This is a genomic window from Lactobacillus sp. ESL0679, assembly GCF_029433515.1.
In the GTDB taxonomy this organism is placed as follows: Bacteria; Bacillota; Bacilli; order Lactobacillales; family Lactobacillaceae; genus Lactobacillus.
Genome location: NZ_JAQTIG010000001.1, coordinates 585,765 through 602,229 on the forward strand (window position 1 = coordinate 585,765; position 16,465 = coordinate 602,229).

Sequence of the window (16,465 nt, forward strand, 5' to 3'; positions counted from 1 at the left end):
TTAAAACATATAATTTCATAATTACAAGTAACTGAATTGCAAATGACTCAGTCTTTAGAAGATATCTAGCAAAATATAAAAGGTAACATAATCATAAATTTACAGACTGCAAATTTAGCGATAAGTTGACTTTAATAAATAGAAATCGCTTTATTTACAATAATTTATAGACGATATTGGTTTTTTAATAAAAATCGCTACTATTAATATATATCAGTGCAAGCAAAAAAAACGAAACCAAAATAAATTGATTTCGTTTCTCTGAAAATAATTAAAATTATTTATTAATTATTAGTGTGCTGAAGCACCTGAAGTTGCATCTTCTTCTGGCTCTGGTTCAGGTTCAGCTTCTTCTTCTGAAGCACCTGAAGCAGTGTCTTCTACAAGACCATATTTTTCAGCGAAGTAGCTGAATGGCTTCAAACCTTGTGCTTGGTACTTCTCAACGAATGCTGGGTCGTCCAAAGTGTTCAATTCAGTTGAGTAAGGCATTTCATGAGTGAACTTAACGTCGATTAACATTGGTCCATCCATTTGCTTGAATTCCTTAACTGCGTCTTCGAATTCCTTCTTAGTACGTACAGTTACACCCTTAACGTTCATACCTTCAGCAACCTTTGCCCAGTCGTTGTTAGGAATGATAACACCAGATAATGGTTGGTTAGATTCATCTTCTTGTTCAGCTTGAATGTAACCTAAAGTTTCGTTAGTGAAGACAACGTTGATAACGTGCATGTTGTAACGAGCTTGGGTCAATAATTCTTGGTTCATCATTGCGAAACCACCGTCACCACCAAGGTTCCAAACTTCACGTTCTGGATGAGTAGTAGCTGCAGCAAGTGATGCTGGAGTACCAAAGCCCATAGTTGCGTACAAGCCTGAAGTTGCCCAAGTTTGTTCATCATGTAAATTAACTAAACGTTGGAAGTCAATGTTGATGTTACCAACATCAATAGCAAACATTGCGTTGTCTGCAGCGTATTTGTTAATGATGTCAAAGATTGGTTCACGACGAACTGGCATTTCATCTGAGTCAACAAAACTATTTTCCCATTCTTCCCAGTTTTCACGGTCTGCAATAGCAGCCTTGTAAAGTGGTGATTCTTCACGAGCTTCACCAGCATCAATAATTGCTTGCAAAGTCTTAGCACCATCAGCCAAGATTGGAACATCAACAGCATGACGCTTGCCCAATTTTTCTGAGTCAACATCAATTTGGATGACCTTAGCCTTTGGATCAAAGAAGAAGACTGAGAATGGTGAGTTGTTACCAACCCATACAACCAAGTCAGCGTGAGTTTGAATGTCATCACTAGGTTTTGGTGCAACACGACCAATTGAACCCATGTATGCTGGGAACTTGTCTTCAACGATACCCTTAGCAATAACTGATGACATAATTGGAGTCTTAAACTTGTCAGCAAATGCCTTTAAAACATCGCCGTGACCCTTCATACCCATACCGTAGTATACTACTGGGTTCTTTGCTTCTTTAAGAAGTTTAACAGCTGCGTCAACATCAGTCTTTTTAGGAGCTGCATAGTTAGGAATAGCTTCTAATGAGTTGTATGTTACACGGAAGTTATCATTAATCTTGTCCCAACCAAAGTCCTTAGGAAGGATTAAAACTGCTGGACCCTTCTTAGCATATGCTTGACGAAGAGCCTCGTCCATCATACTAGGAACTTGGTCAGCTGTCTTAATTTGGTGGTTCCAAACTGCTACGGCATCAAACCAAGGCTTTTCATCAAAAGCTTGGAAGAAGTCAATATCTTGACGACTAGTTGGTACGTTAGCAACGATAGCTACCATTGGTACCTTGTCATATTTTGCATCGTACAAACCGTTCATCAAGTGAACAGCACCAGGGCCGGCTGAACCAAAACATACACCAGCATGACCAGTGAATTTATATTCAGCAGCTGCTGCCAAAGCACCAGCTTCTTCGTGACGAACTTCAATATAGTTCATCTTGCCCTTGAAATCGTGGATAGCGTTCATTGTTGAATCGAATGAACCACCTGGAAAACCATAAATATGATCAATATGCCAGTCCAATAAAACTTGAAGCATGGCATTTGCGCCATTAATTTTTGCCATTTTAAAGTGCATCTCCTTAAATACATGTTTACTTACATAATGTATTAAAACATATAATTTCACAATTTCAAGTATGCACTAACGTTAATAAAGTACTGGGATTTCGGCTTTTAAAAAGAAATATTTTCACAATTTGGATAGCGTTATCATTGATAACGCTTTTACAGCAATCTTTATGCTTGTTATCAATTGATCATTCTTCAAATATAATCGCCAAGTTTTAAATATAAAAATTTTTAATTTTTTTTACTTCTTAATCTTTTCATAATGACCATTTTGAATATACACACTCAAAATAGCCAAATCTGCCGGATTAACACCCGATATTCTTTCGGCTTGAGCTATTGTCTCAGGCCGAATCTTAGCGAATTTCTGTCTTGCTTCGGTTGCCAAACCATCGATTGCATTATAGTCAATGTCTGCTGGGATTTTTTTAGCTTCTTGACGGTGGAGCCGGTCAATCTGAACCTGTTCTTTTTTAATATATCCGGCGTACTTAATATTAATTTCAACCTGTTCTTTGACGTAACGATCTGATGAAATTTCCTCTCCTGTCAGCCGTTCAATGTCATCAATTGTTACTTTAGGCCGTCTTAAAAAGATGTCTGCTTTAACTCCAGCACCCATTGCATTTTCACCAATTCCACTCAAATATTGTTGAATTTCAAAGTTTGGATGAATGGTTAAACTAGCCAATTTTGCCTTAACATTTGCAATTTGTTTTTTCTTATTTTCAAATTTAGCATAACGTTCATCTGAAATTAAGCCCAACTTGTAGCCATAATCAGTTAATCGCAAGTCAGCGTTATCATGGCGTAAAATTAATCTATATTCGGCGCGTGAGGTAAGCAAGCGATATGGCTCCTCAGTGCCCTTAGTTACCAAATCATCAATTAAAACACCAATGTAGGCTTCATCCCTGCCCAAAGTAAAACCCGGCTTGCCAGCAGCACGCAAAGCAGCATTAATTCCAGCAATTAGTCCTTGTCCAGCTGCTTCTTCATAGCCAGAAGTACCGTTCATTTGACCAGCAGTAAACAAGTTCTTAATATTTTTAGTTTCCAAAGTATGCTTTAACTGCCACGGATCAACAACATCATATTCAATTGCATAACCCGGCCGCATCATTTCAGCATGTTCTAATCCCGCAACTGAGTGCAGCATTTTCAGTTGAATTTCTTCTGGCATTGAAGTTGAAAAATCACCAACATAGACTTCCTTGGTAGTCTTTCCTTCCGGCTCTAAGAATATTTGGTGGCGCGGTTTATCAGCAAACCGGACAACCTTGGTTTCGATTGACGGACAATAACGCGGCCCAACACCCTTAATCTGACCCGAAAACATTGGCGAACGTGTCAAATTTTCATTAATAATCTTGTGTGTTTCCTGATTGGTATAAGTCATCCAGCAAGAAACTTGGTCCTTTAAGTAGTCTTCATCCCTACTGGTAAAGGAAAAGTGACGCGGCTCTTTATCTCCAGGTTCCTCTTCAGTTTTGGAATAATCAATCGTATTACCATTAACGCGCGGCGGGGTCCCTGTCTTAAAGCGGCGCAGTTTAAAGCCCAATTTTTCCAAATTTTCGGATAATTTAATCGCTGGTACTGTGTTATTAGGACCTGAAGAATAATTCAATTCCCCAATAAAAATGCGACCACGAGCAGAAGTCCCTGTTGTAAGCACAACACTTTTAGCATGGTAACGAGCACCTGTGTTAGTGATAAGGCCCGTACATACCCCCTCTTCAACAATTAATTCGTCCACTGTTGCCTGACGCAAAGTCAAATTAGGAGTATTCTCAATAACATCCTTCATTTGCTCATGATATTGCCACTTGTCAGCTTGAGCCCGTAAAGCACGTACTGCTGGGCCCTTACCCGTATTTAGCATCCGCATTTGGATATAGGTGGCATCAATATTTTTACCCATTTGGCCACCCAAAGCATCAATCTCACGCACAACCGTCCCCTTGGCTGGACCACCAACGGACGGATTACACGGCATGAAGGCAACCATATCAAGACTAATTGTCAGTAATAAAGTCTTTTGACCCATCTTGGCACTAGCCAAAGCTGCCTCGCTGCCGGCATGACCGGCACCAACAACAATGACATCATAATCATTTGAGTCGTAACTTTTAATCATTTCCACTTCTACTCCTATTTTCCTAAACAAAATTGACTAAATAATTCATTAACTAGCTCATCAGGACTACTTTCACCCGTAATCTCGCCTAAGGTGTCCCATGCGCCGTTAAAATCAATCTGGGCAATATCTACCGGCACTTCATCTTTAACTGCCTGAATAACGTCTTGCAGCTGTTTTTTGGCCTTTTCTAGCAAACCAACTTGGCGCTGGTTAGTGACCATTACCTGATCATTAGAATTTTCAATTCCACTAAAGAATAATTTTCTAATTGCTTCTTCTAGTTCAGTAAGATTCTTTTCTTGCAAAATCGATGTAGCAATTACCTCACTACCCGTTATTTTTTTGATTTCACTAACCGTTAATTTTTGCCCTAAGTCCGTCTTATTTAAAATTACAATCCGCTTTTTAGCATCTGTTGCAGCAATTAGTGCCTTGTCTTCTGCCGACAACTCCTGACTAGAATCAAGTAGTAATAACACTAAATCGGCTTGCGCCAACACCTTTTTAGACCGTTCGACACCAATTTTTTCAACTTTATTATCAGTATGCCGAATCCCAGCTGTATCAATCAGCTTCAGCGGCACTCCTTTAATTGCGACGTATTCCTCTAACGTGTCTCGGGTCGTTCCCGCAACATCGGTAACAATCGCCTTATCGCTTTTAGTCAAATAATTAAGCAGCGATGACTTACCAACATTGGGCTGACCAATGATTGCCGTTGCCAAGCCATTGCGCAAAGCCGTCCCTTCAGCTGCCGTATCCAGTAAGCGCGTGATTTTTTCACTTACCGACTGTGAAACCGACGCCATCTGCTTAGCGGTAATAGTGTCGGCATCGTACTCAGGATAATCAATGTTAACCTCAACGTTTGCCAAGGTATCCAAAATTTCCTGCCGCATCGCGCGAATTTTTTCGAGCAAGCCACCTTCAAGCTGCTTTTCAGCAACTTGACGGGCCTTATCAGTCTTAGCACGCACAATATCCATTACACTTTCGGCTTGAGTCAAATCAATTCGGCCGTTGACAAATGCCCGTTTGGTAAACTCACCAGCATCCGCCATTCGTGCACCTTCTTTAAGCAATAGTTGCAAAATGCGGTTAGTGACCACGATGCCGCCGTGGCAATTAATTTCGACAATATCTTCACGCGTAAATGTTTTCGGCGCTAGCATTACTGAGACCATTGCCTCGTCAATTACTTGGTTAGTTTCTAGTTCAATTACGTGACCATAATGAATTGTATGACTAGGTACTTTGGCTAAATTAGCGCCTTTAAAAACGAGGTTAGCAATCTTGACTGCATCTTCTCCCGACATGCGGACAATCGAAATTCCACCCTCACCAATTGGCGTTGAAATAGCAGCAATTGTATCAAATTCGGTTAAAGTTTGTGCCATAATTTCTCCTTTTCAAATAAATTTCAATAAAAAAAGCGCATTATAGCACCACGAAAAATTCGTGATGTATAAAGCACTTTGACTACTTTATCTAAAAATCACTTTAGACTAAATATTTACTTTTTACGCTTTAAACGCTTATAAGTTCTTCTAAGTTTACGTTTACGCTCACGTTCGGCTTCTGCCTTAGCTTCTTGCGCCTTGCGATATTTAATCGGATTCTGCAAGATAAAGGTTTGGCCAACTTGGAAGAGGTTAGAAACTACCCAGTACAAAACAATCGCTGACTGGAAGTAAATTCCCATTACACCAACCATAATTGACATCCCATAAGTCATCATCTTAGTTGATGCTGTTTGTGATTCCTTCGGCGTTGACAACTGACTAATGTAAGTTGACAGGAACGTCAAAATCATCGACAAAATCGGCATAATGAAGTAAGGATCTGGTTTACCTAAATCCATCCATAAAAAATGACCTGTCTGAAGTTGCGGTGTTTGCCAGATTGCTCCATACAAGGCATACATTACCGGCAACTGAATAATTAGCGGCAAGCAACCAGCATACGGATTAATCCCAGCTTCTTTATAAAGCTTATTAGTTTCTTGGGACAATAACGTCCTAGATTCCGTATCATTACCCGGATATTTTTTGCGTAATGCATTAATTTCCGGTTGAATTGCTTGCATCTTTGTCGTGCTCTTAATGGAAATCGCACTGAGCGGATACAAAATAACCCGCACAATTACAGTAAAGACAATAATTGCCCACCCGTAACTATTGCTCATAATTTTAGCCAGCCATAGGATAAAGACCGACATATAATAAATGATCCAGCGATTCCACCAGCTACCGCTAGTATGCGAAACCGGCGCTACTTTGGCGTTAGTTTGCGCTGCACAACCCGTTAAAACAACAGCGATTGTAACAACTGCTAGCAGTGTAAGCAGACGTTTGACATTTCTCTTAGTTAAAATGTCTTTCACTCTAATCTTCCTCAACTTCATCAGGTATTTCTTCAATAATATTGGCCAAAAAGAGTGCGTGCAGCAAGTTCTTTCTAACTTCAGCCATTTTAAAATTACGCGCATATGGTCTAGCAATCACTAAAAAATCAATTTGCGCTTCAATTGCAGGCTTATTTTCAGTAAGAACCGCACGAATATAACGTTTGAGCCGGTTGCGAACAACGGCAGTATGACCCACCTTTTTGCCAACAGAAATCCCCACTCGAAAATGTTTATTTTCTGTTTTATCTATTTTATAGATGACAAAAGCACGGTTTGCCACTGAATTACCAGATTTAAAAACTCGCTGAAAATCATTTTCAGTTTTAACTCGATAAGACTTTCTCAAAACGTTTCATTCCACTCTTGTACACTAAAAAAACCACTGGGATTCAGTGGTTTAAGCAGATAAGACTTTTCTACCCTTTGCACGGCGTCTAGCTAAAACCTTGCGGCCATTAGATGTACTCATCCGTTTCATAAAGCCATGAACTCGTGAACGGTGACGCTTTTTAGGTTGGTAAGTTCTCTTAGTTGTCATTAAACTACACCTCCATTTTTATATGCTAACTGCACAATTTAATATTTAGAATAGCATGATTAAAGTAAAAAACCAAGTAAAAATGCTAATTAATTTTGCACCAATTAGATAAATTTTTAAACTAACCTGAATCTGTCTGTGCAATTTTTAGCAGATTAATTTTCCACAAGTTAGTAATTCACAGCCTGATTGCAGCATTTTTCCACAATCATCAGCATGTTGATAAAGATATTCACATCATGTGGATATAATTTTAAAAATTCAAACTTATTTCTGCTATATCAGCTTATTTTATTAACAGCTTTATCCAAAAAGCATTTTTCCACAGCCAGATAATCAGAAACATTGTTAATTAACTAAATTGTTTTATCCACAGCATGTTAATTCTTAATTTCTTTTGTTCACTTGTGGAAAACATTTTGCTTAGATGGTAAAATAACTTGGGTTAAAAATTATTGGAGGAGATACTTTGTTTGATATTAATAAATTTTGGCAGCATTTTAATAATGAAATGCGTGAGCATTTTAATGAAGTTGCCTACAATGCTTGGTTCAAAAATACTAAACCACTTTCCTACAATAAGGATACGCATGAATTAAAAATTGCCGTGCAAAATCCGGTAACTAAAGGATATTGGGAAAAGAATTTGGCATCACAATTGATTCAATCAGCTTACGGCTATGCCAATATCGAAATCACGCCTGTTTTTCAAATTGAAGGTGAGCGCAGTACTGAGCGAATTGTCACGCCCAAACCGCAAACACAGATTACGCAGCAACGACAAAGCGAGCGCACCCATAATGCGTTTGTGCGCAACCTGAAATTAAACGAAAAATATACTTTCGATAATTTTGTTCAAGGTGAGGGCAACAAGCTAGCCGCGGGTGCCGCTCTAGCAGTTGCCGACAGTCCCGGCAGTTTTTACAATCCGCTGTTTATTTTTGGCGGTGTCGGACTGGGAAAAACGCACCTAATGCAGGCCATCGGGCACCAAATGCTGGCTGAACGGCCGAATGCCAAAGTCGTTTACATTCAAAGCGAGACTTTCGTTAACGATTTTATCAATTCAATCAAAAATAAGACGCAAGATCAATTCCGCGAAAAATATCGTACTTGCGACTTATTATTAGTTGATGATATTCAGTTTTTTGCCAAAAAAGAGGGCATTCAGGAAGAATTTTTCCATACTTTTGAAACTCTTTATAATGACCAAAAGCAAATCGTAATGACAAGTGACCGCCTGCCGACTGAAATTCCAGATTTATCAGAACGGTTAGTTTCCCGGTTTACTTGGGGTCTGCAAGTTGAAATCACGCCGCCAGATCTTGAAACGCGGATTGCCATCTTGCGCAAAAAAGCTGAGGCAGAAGATCTAACAATCGACGACAGCACCTTAGATTACATTGCTTCACAAGTCGATACGAATATTAGAGAACTCGAAGGTGCTTTGGTTAAAGTTCAAGCACACGCAACGATTGAACGCGAAGATATTAACGTCGGCTTAGCTCGCGAAGCTCTTGCGGACCTGAAACTTGTCCAAAAAAATCGCGGTTTACAGATATCTAAAATTCAGGAAGTTGTTGCTAACTACTTTCAGACTTCTACTTATGAATTAAAGGGCAAAAAGCGGGTGCGGCAAATTGTGGTCCCGCGGCAAATTGCCATGTATCTTTCTCGTGAACTAACGGATTCAAGTCTGCCTAAAATTGGCCAGGAGTTTGGCGGCAAAGATCACACCACGGTCATGCATGCCTACGAAAAGATTAGTCGGGCAATCAAAACCGATTCAGACATTAAAACTGCTGTTTTTGATCTTAAGCAAATGCTTGATCGCTAAAAGTTAAAAAATGTGGACAACTTTTAGCTTTATCCACATTTTTTAAACCGCCCTAATTACGTTATTTTAGGCCTTGCATAACTTCTCAACAGAAATCACAAGACCTACTAATACTACTAAATAAATTATATAATTAAATAAAACATACCTGAAACAGGAGGCCTTCATGAAATTTACAATTAATAGAAATCTTTTCGTTGACAACCTAAACAACGTTATGCACGCAATTTCTTCACGTGCAACCATTCCAATCCTAAGCGGCATCAAGCTCAATCTAACAGATGACGAATTAATTCTAACCGGTAGTGATACTGATATTTCAATTGAATTAAAAATTCCTGTTAGCGAAGATCTAACAGTTGAATCAACTGGTGCAATTGTTTTACCTGCTCGCTTCTTTAGCGAAATTATTCGGCGTTTACCCGGAAAAGAATTTTCACTTGAAGTAAAAGAAAGTTTTCAGACACAAATTATTTCTGAAAATAGTGAATTCACAATTAACGGGTTAGATGCAAATAACTACCCAAGATTACCGGAAATTCCCGACGAGTCCTCTTTTGTTATTTCAGGAAAAACTTTCCGTGAAATTATCACTGAAACGCAATTTGCTGTTGCCACTCAAGAAAGTCGCCTAGTTTTAACAGGTGTCCACTTCACTTTTAGTCCCGACCAAATTCACGCTGTTGCAACTGATTCACACCGTTTATCTAGTCGAGCATTGACTTTAGAAAATGGCCCGCAAACCAAAACTGATTTGATTATTCCAGGAAAGAGTTTACTGGAACTGGCTCGAATTATTGGTGAAACTAACCCAGAAGTTCGCGTTTGTCCTGGAGACAGTCAAGTATTATTTGAAATTGGCAATATCCTTTTCTATTCACGGCTACTTGAAGGCAGCTATCCAGATACTGAACGTCTGATTCCAACTGAAAGCACAACCAATGTCGAATTTGACCTAGTTGAATTATCAAGTGCGCTTGATCGTGCAAGTCTTTTAACTCATGCTGGTCGCAATAATGTCGTTGACTTAACTCTTGATGTTAAAGAGCAAACGGCAAAATTATCAGGTGAGTCCGCTGAAATTGGTAACGTTGAGGAAGACGTAAGTTTCAAAAACTTAACTGGTAAGAACTTGAAAATATCATTTAACCCCGATTATTTACGTGATGCCTTAAAAGCATCGGTAACTGATTCGGTTATCATGGAATTTACGCAGCCACTAAGACCATTTACGGTTAATCCAGATCAAGCTGACATTGAATTTGTTCAATTAATCACCCCAGTTAGAACTTTCTAACTAAAAATTATGAACTAAAGGTCATCATCCGATGACCTTTTTTATGTACCTTTTTTGTTAACGGACAAAATAAGCACGTTGTACTGTTTTAATGACCATTTACTATAAAATGTTTATTCTGCTAAAAACCGTTTATATGGCGTTATATTAGCTTTTTAAGTTGTCTTTTAGCCTTAAAACGAATATACTTAAATATAGGAAACTAGCGCGATGAAGGTGAGTATTATCAAAGAATTTACAGTAAAAGGTGAGTACATTACCTTGAGTCAATTTTTAAAAGAAGAAAGTATTATTTCTTCTGGTGGTCAAGCAAAGTGGTATTTGCAAGATAATCTGGTTTTGCTAAATGGTGTTAAAGAAAATCGCCGTGGTAAAAAGTTACGTTCAGGTGACCGAGTTGAAGTTGCCCACGAAGCATATATTTTTCGGTAGTCTTCAATGTATTTGAAGCATTTTGTGGCGCAAAATTACCGTAATTTGCAGCAATTAGACGTTGAGTTTGATCCTAACGTCAATATTTTTATTGGGCAAAATGCGCAAGGCAAGACAAATCTGTTAGAGGCAATTTATTTTTTGGCATTGACACGTTCACATCGAACTAGTAGTGACAAGGAATTGATTGCTTTTAATCAAGAATATGCCAACGTCACCGGTCATATTTATAAAAGTCAGCTTGACTTAACTTTACGTGTCTTAATCACTAAAAAAGGCAAAAAGGTCTGGGTTAATCGTGTTGAGCAGGCGAAATTATCTAAGTACGTTGGGCAATTAAATGCAATTCTGTTCTCGCCCGAAGATTTGGACTTAATCAAGGGTGCTCCAGCATTAAGACGCCGGTTTATGGATCAAGAATTTGGGCAAATTAATCCGGAGTACCTATATTTTGCTAGCAAGTACCGGCAGGTTTTGCAGCAAAAGAATAATTACTTGAAGCAATTAGCCAAAGGCCAAGCTCATGATCAATTATTTCTTGATGTTTTAGCTGATCAATTAGCCGGAATTGCTGCTGAAGTAATTGTGCGCCGGTTTAAGTTCCTTAAATACTTGTGTACATATGCACGTGATGCCTACGCACACATCAGCACTGGTGGTGAGGAATTAACGGTAACTTATCGGCCATCTGTTCTTGAAGTGACAGATGCTGATAGTACGGAAGAGATTTATCAAAAGCTATTAGCAAACTTCAAGAAAAATAAGGCTGCAGAAATGCGAAAAGGGACAACTTTGTTTGGACCGCATCGTGATGATATTGAATTTGTCTTGGATGGCAAAGATGCTCATTTTTATGGTTCACAAGGCCAGCAACGCACCATTGCACTGAGTGTTAAGCTAGCAGAGATTCAGTTGGTACATCAATTGACTGATGAATATCCTTTGTTATTACTTGATGACGTGATGAGTGAGCTTGACCATAGTCGCCAGAGCGCGCTGCTTAATTATATTCATGGTAAAACGCAAACGTTTATTACAACAACAGATCTTACAGGTATTTCCTGGGAAATAATAAAAAAGCCTCAGGTTTACCGAATTAAGTCTGGAAAAATTTATTTGGAAAAAGGAGAATTGAATGGCTGATCATAACGAAGAAAAACTTGATCAAATCAAGCAATACGAAAAAGAAGCTGATAAATATAATGCCAGTCAAATTCAGGTTCTAGGTGGACTTGAAGCTGTTCGTAAACGGCCTGGGATGTATATTGGCTCAACTAGTTCTCAAGGCTTACACCACTTGGTTTGGGAAGTAATTGATAATAGTATTGATGAAAGCTTAGCTGGATTCGCAACTAAAATTGAGATAACGGTTAATGCTGATGGCAGTGTAACTGTTCAAGATGATGGTCGGGGAATTCCAGTTGATATTCAAAAGAAAACCGGTCGGCCAGCTCTAGAAACTGTTTTTACTGTTTTGCATGCCGGTGGTAAATTTGGCGGTGGCGGCTATAAAGTTTCTGGTGGACTTCATGGTGTTGGTGCTTCGGTAGTTAACGCCTTGTCAACTGAGCTTGATGTTACGACGATGCGTGATGGTAAAAAATACTATATCGACTTCAATCGTGGTCGTGTTAAGACAGAAATGAAATTGATTGGTACTGTACCTTTGACTGAGCACGGAACCATCGTTCACTTTTATCCGGATCCAGATATTTTTACTGAAACTACTGACTTTGATGACAAGGTTTTGAAAAACCGCATTCGGGAACTGGCTTTCTTGAATAAAGGTCTGAAGTTAACTTTTACCGATAAGCGTAAAGAAACCGCTGAAACTGATGTCTATCACTATGAAGGCGGAATCAAGGAATACGTTGCCTTTTTGAATCATGGCACAGAAGTTTTGTTTGATGAGCCAATTTATGTCGAAGGTGACTACAACGAAATTAATGTTGAAGTATCTTTGCAATATACAAATGGCTACAAAACAACGTTAATGACCTTCGCCAATAATATTCATACTTATGAAGGTGGAATGCACGAAGCTGGTTTTAAGACTGCGTTAACGCGGGTCGTGAACGACTATGCCCACAAAGCCAAAATCCTGAAGGATAAGGATGATAATCTTTCTGGTGAGGATATTCGTGAAGGAATGACAGCAGTTGTTTCTGTTAAACACCCAAATCCGCAATTTGAAGGGCAGACGAAGACTAAATTAGGAAATTCTGATGCCAGAACCGCAGTTGATAAGGCCTTTTCAGAAACTTTTACCAACTTTTTGATGGAGAATCCGCAAGTTGGTCGCAAAATCGTTGAAAAAGCACAGCTAGCTGAACGAGCTAGAACTGCTGCTAAACGTGCTCGTGAAGTAACGAGAAAGAAATCAGGACTTGAGATTGCTAACTTGCCAGGTAAATTGGCTGATAATACCAGTAACGATCCAAGTATTTCAGAATTATTTATTGTTGAGGGTAACTCGGCCGGCGGTTCTGCTAAGCAAGGTCGTTCTCGTTTAACCCAGGCGATTTTACCGATTCGTGGGAAAATTTTGAACGTTGAAAAAGCTTCAATGGACAGAATTTTAGCCAATCAAGAAATTCGGTCATTGTTTACTGCCTTAGGAACCGGATTTGGTGCGGACTTTAATGTTTCAAAGGCTCGCTATCACAAGTTAATTATTATGACGGATGCCGATGTCGATGGCGCCCATATTCGGACCCTGTTATTGACGCTCTTTTATAACTATATGCGGCCAATGATTGAAAAGGGATATGTTTATATTGCACGTCCACCTCTATATCAAGTCCGTCAAGGTAAAGTCGTTAAGTACCTTGATACTGATGAGGAGCTGCATGATTATTTAGGTGCATTGCAACCAAGTCCTAAGCCACTTGTTCAACGCTATAAGGGATTGGGTGAAATGGATCCTGAACAATTGTGGGAAACAACGATGAATCCTGAAAACCGCCGCCTTGATCGCGTTAGTCCAGAATATGCTAAGAATGCTGATGAGGTCTTTGAATTATTGATGGGCAATGAAGTTGCGCCACGGCGGAAGTTCATTGAAACTAACGCAAAATATGTTGAAAACTTGGATGCTTAGGAGGTTTTAAATGGATAACGACAATCAAGGTCAAGATCACAGAATTAGAAATGTTGATCTGACTAGTGTAATGAGCAGTTCCTTTTTGGATTATGCGATGTCAGTTATTGTTGCCCGGGCTTTGCCTGATGTGCGTGATGGTTTAAAGCCTGTCCAAAGGCGAATTCTTTACGGAATGAGTGAGTTAGGAGTTACTCCTGATAAGCCTTATAAGAAGTCTGCCAGAATCGTTGGGGAAGTTATGGGTAAGTTCCACCCCCACGGTGACTCTTCGATTTATTTGGCAATGGCGCACATGGCTCAAGACTTTAGTTATCGCTATATGCTAGTTGATGGTCATGGTAACTTTGGTTCTGTTGATGGTGACGAGCCTGCCGCAATGCGTTATACTGAGGCGCGAATGAGCAAAATTGCGGTTGAAATGCTGCGCGACATTAATAAAAATACGGTTGATTGGCAACGTAACTATGATGATTCTGAAAATGAACCAGTAGTTTTACCAGCACGGATTCCGAACTTACTGGTTAACGGAACGAGCGGGATTGCTGTCGGGATGACGACTAATATTCCACCACATAATTTATCCGAAGTTATCAGCGGCTTGCATATGCTGATGAACAATCCGAATGTCACTACTAAGGACTTAATGAAGGCAATCCCGGGTCCTGATTTTCCGACTGGCGGGATCATTATGGGTCGTGGCGGTATTTATCGGGCATACGAAAGTGGTCGCGGCAATATTGTTGTGCGGGCTAAGACCAACATTGAAACTGAAAAAAGTGGTCGGGAACGAATTGTTGTTACTGAACTGCCATACTTGGTTAATAAGGCTGAATTAGTTAAGAAAATTGCTGATTTGGCACGCTCTAAGACAATTGATGGGATTACCGGTGTTCGTGATGAATCCGACCAGACAGGGATGCGGATGACAATTGACATTCGTCGTGATGCAAGTGCCAGCGTTGTTTTGAATAATTTATTCAAATTAACGCAAATGCAGGCTAACTTCGGGATGAACATGGTTGCCATTGTTGATGGTGCACCACATTTCTTGAGTATCAAGCAAATGCTGTCGTATTACTTGGAGCACCAAGAGGACGTTGTTACACGTAGAACAAAATTTGAACTGGCCAAGGCTGAGGCAAGAGCCCACATTCTTGAAGGTTTGAAGATTGCTTTGGATCACATTGATGAAATTGTTCATATTATTCGTCAAAGTAATTCCAGTGATATTGCTAAAGCTGCCTTAATCAGCCGTTTTGGGCTGGATGATAAGCAGTCACAGGCTATTTTGGATATGCGGCTTGTTCGCTTAACAGGCTTGGAACGTGACAAGGTTGAGGCCGAATACAAGGATTTGCAAGAAAAAATTGCGGATTACAAGGATATTTTGGCAAAACCTGAACGGATCAACGAGATTATCTACAATGAATTGCTCGATATTCAAAAGCGCTTTGGTGATAAGCGGCGTACTGAAATCGGTGCTAGTGAAGTTGTCTCAATTGAAGACGAAGATTTAATTGAAAAGCAAGATGTTTTGCTAACCCTGACCCATAGTGGCTATATCAAGCGGATGTTGATTAATGAATTTAAGACGCAAAACCGTGGTGGTAAAGGCATTAAGGGCATGGGAGTGAAGTCTGGCGATTTCATTGAAAAGCTGATCTACTCAAGTACCCACGACTTGCTGCTGTTCTTTACCAACAAGGGTAAAATCTATTCTAAGAAGGCATACGAAATTCCGGAATTTAGCCGGACTGCTCGGGGGCTACCAATTGTTAACTTGTTGCAGCTTGAAAAAGGCGAGAAGATTCAGACAATTATTAATATTCCTGAAAATGCTGATGACCAATACCTATTCTTTATCACGAAGTTGGGGACGGTTAAGCGAACGCTTGTCAGTGAATTTGCGAATATTAGAAACAGCGGCCTGATTGCACTGACTTTACGCGATGGCGACGAGTTGACGAATGTTCTAACTACTGATGGTAACAAGGATATTATGATTGGCACGCACCTTGGCTATGCTGTTCGCTTTAATGAGCAGACTGTCCGGGCAATGGGTCGAACTGCTGCCGGTGTTCGCGGGATTAACTTGCGGGATGGCGATTATGTTGTTGGCTCAGGTGTCATTGAAGATAGCGATGAAGTCCTAGTAATTTCTGAAAAAGGTTATGGTAAGCGGACTTCTGCTGCTGAATATCCAGTTAAGGGTCGTGGTGGTAAAGGAATTAAAACCGCTAATATCACTGAGAAGAATGGCCCGCTATCTGGTGTGACAGTTGTTGATGGCACCCAAGATATTATGGTGATTACTAACGATGGCATCATGATTCGCTTCAAGATTGCGGATGTTTCGCAGACTAGCCGTAGCACGCTGGGTGTGCGGTTGATTAAAGTTAACGACAACAGTAAGGTCGCTAGCTTAACAGTTGTTCCTGCTGAGGAAGATCAGGAAGTAGCGGCTGATTCTGAGACCGAAGAAGAATAAAAGTAATTTAAATTAAAAAATTATCGGACTTTTAAGCGTATCTATTAGTCAGAGAAATAAATTCTCTTAGGATCACGTGAATATAGTTTGGTAATTTTTTTGTTTATGTGCTAAA

12 protein-coding genes are annotated in these 16,465 nt (G+C 39.7%); 6 read left to right on the forward strand and 6 right to left on the reverse strand.

Translation table 11 applies throughout. The features are described 5' to 3' along the window. Nucleotides 1-291: 291 nt before the first annotated feature. The 6 genes from spxB to rpmH all read right to left on the reverse strand — a co-directional run bounded on the left by spxB (nucleotide 292) and on the right by rpmH (nucleotide 7,193). Nucleotides 292-2,100: a pyruvate oxidase gene (spxB, locus tag PT287_RS02860; RefSeq protein WP_277132388.1), complete on the reverse strand. Its 1,809-nt coding sequence runs from the start codon at nucleotides 2,098-2,100 to the stop codon at nucleotides 292-294. A 246-nt stretch (nucleotides 2,101-2,346) separates the two neighbouring features. Beyond that, nucleotides 2,347-4,245 (reverse strand): tRNA uridine-5-carboxymethylaminomethyl(34) synthesis enzyme MnmG, encoded by a 1,899-nt coding sequence (mnmG, locus tag PT287_RS02865; protein ID WP_277132472.1) that lies wholly within the window; start codon nucleotides 4,243-4,245, stop codon nucleotides 2,347-2,349. 14 nt (nucleotides 4,246-4,259) lie between these two features. Continuing rightward, nucleotides 4,260-5,645, reverse strand: coding sequence for a tRNA uridine-5-carboxymethylaminomethyl(34) synthesis GTPase MnmE (mnmE, locus tag PT287_RS02870; RefSeq protein WP_277132389.1), 1,386 nt, complete (start codon nucleotides 5,643-5,645; stop codon nucleotides 4,260-4,262). Between the two features lie 116 nt (nucleotides 5,646-5,761). Beyond that, on the reverse strand, nucleotides 5,762-6,631 hold the full coding sequence (locus tag PT287_RS02875; RefSeq protein WP_277132390.1) for a membrane protein insertase YidC: 870 nt from the start codon (nucleotides 6,629-6,631) through the stop codon (nucleotides 5,762-5,764). Between the two features lies 1 nt (nucleotide 6,632). Further along, complete coding sequence (rnpA, locus tag PT287_RS02880) at nucleotides 6,633-7,001, reverse strand: ribonuclease P protein component (protein WP_277132391.1); 369 nt, start codon at nucleotides 6,999-7,001, stop codon at nucleotides 6,633-6,635. Nucleotides 7,002-7,052: 51 nt separating this feature from the next. Continuing rightward, the gene (gene rpmH, locus PT287_RS02885; protein WP_003549412.1) at nucleotides 7,053-7,193 is read right to left on the reverse strand and encodes a 50S ribosomal protein L34; all 141 of its coding nucleotides are present in this window, start codon (nucleotides 7,191-7,193) and stop codon (nucleotides 7,053-7,055) included. 469 nt (nucleotides 7,194-7,662) lie between these two features. Here rpmH and dnaA point away from each other — a divergent pair, with 469 nt between their 5' ends. From dnaA to gyrA, 6 genes are all read left to right on the forward strand, one after another. Beyond that, the gene (gene dnaA / locus PT287_RS02890; protein WP_277132393.1) at nucleotides 7,663-9,030 is read left to right on the forward strand and encodes a chromosomal replication initiator protein DnaA; all 1,368 of its coding nucleotides are present in this window, start codon (nucleotides 7,663-7,665) and stop codon (nucleotides 9,028-9,030) included. Nucleotides 9,031-9,196: 166 nt separating this feature from the next. After that, on the forward strand, nucleotides 9,197-10,327 hold the full coding sequence (dnaN, locus tag PT287_RS02895; RefSeq protein WP_277132395.1) for a DNA polymerase III subunit beta: 1,131 nt from the start codon (nucleotides 9,197-9,199) through the stop codon (nucleotides 10,325-10,327). Nucleotides 10,328-10,537: 210 nt separating this feature from the next. Then, on the forward strand, nucleotides 10,538-10,759 hold the full coding sequence (gene yaaA, locus PT287_RS02900; protein ID WP_277132396.1) for a S4 domain-containing protein YaaA: 222 nt from the start codon (nucleotides 10,538-10,540) through the stop codon (nucleotides 10,757-10,759). Between the two features lie 6 nt (nucleotides 10,760-10,765). Continuing rightward, a complete protein-coding gene (recF, locus tag PT287_RS02905; protein ID WP_277132398.1) occupies nucleotides 10,766-11,902 on the forward strand; it encodes a DNA replication/repair protein RecF in 1,137 nt (378 codons plus the stop codon). Continuing rightward, nucleotides 11,895-13,859, forward strand: coding sequence for a DNA topoisomerase (ATP-hydrolyzing) subunit B (gene gyrB, locus PT287_RS02910; protein ID WP_277132400.1), 1,965 nt, complete (start codon nucleotides 11,895-11,897; stop codon nucleotides 13,857-13,859). Before recF ends, gyrB begins: the two co-directional genes overlap by 8 nt. Nucleotides 13,860-13,869: 10 nt before the next feature. After that, nucleotides 13,870-16,350, forward strand: a complete 2,481-nt coding sequence (gyrA, locus tag PT287_RS02915) for a DNA gyrase subunit A (RefSeq protein ID WP_277132402.1) — start codon at nucleotides 13,870-13,872, stop codon at nucleotides 16,348-16,350. The last annotated feature ends 115 nt before the right edge of the window (nucleotides 16,351-16,465 follow it).